The organism is Aeromonas sp. sia0103 (assembly GCF_963895295.1).
In the GTDB taxonomy this organism is placed as follows: domain Bacteria; phylum Pseudomonadota; class Gammaproteobacteria; order Enterobacterales; family Aeromonadaceae; genus Aeromonas; species Aeromonas encheleia.
In genome coordinates this window covers 1-757 of record NZ_CAWQKG010000015.1, presented here as the reverse complement: position 1 = coordinate 757, position 757 = coordinate 1, and the positions used below count along the sequence as shown (strand labels likewise).

The 757-nt window shown below is 68.0% G+C and carries 1 protein-coding gene; it reads left to right on the top strand.

What is annotated here, in order from left to right; translation table 11 throughout:
- A partial coding sequence (locus AACW18_RS08395) for a VCBS domain-containing protein (RefSeq protein ID WP_218390079.1) occupies positions 1-757 on the top strand: 757 nt, incomplete at both ends.

The following is a 757-nucleotide window of genomic DNA, read 5'->3' as shown; positions in this document are numbered from 1 at the left end:
GGCACCAACGACGACGCCAGCATCGGCGTCGCCACCCCGGGTGCCGACCAGGGCGCGGTGAAAGAGGACGTGACCCTCAGCACCGGCGGCAAGCTGGTCGCCACCGATGTCGATCAGGGTGAGGCCCACTTCCAGCCCCAGGACCAGGTCAAAGGCGCCCACGGCACCTTCAGCCTCGATGCCGACGGCAACTGGACCTACGCGCTCGACAACAACGACCCCGCGGTGCAGGCCCTCAAGGAGGGTGAGACCCTGCCGAGCGAGCACTTCGTGGTCAAGAGCGCCGATGGCTCCGCCGAGCACAGCGTCACCGTCACCATCACCGGCACCAACGACGACGCCAGCATCGGCGTCGCCACCCCGGGCTCCGACCAGGGCGCGGTCAAAGAGGACGTCACCCTCAGCACCAGCGGCAAGCTGGTCGCCACCGATGTCGATCAGGGTGAGGCCCGCTTCCAGCCCCAGGACCAGGTCAAAGGCGCCCACGGCACCTTCAGCCTCGATGCCGACGGCAACTGGACCTACAACCTCGACAACAACGACCCCGCGGTGCAGGCCCTCAAGGAGGGTGAGACCCTGCCGAGCGAGCACTTCGTGGTCAAGAGCGCCGATGGCTCCGCCGAGCACAGCGTCACCATCACCATCACCGGCACCAATGACGATGCCAGCATCGGCGTCGCCACCCCGGGTGCCGACCAGGGCGCGGTGAAAGAGGACGTCACCCTCACCACCGGCGGCAAGCTGGTCGCCACCGATG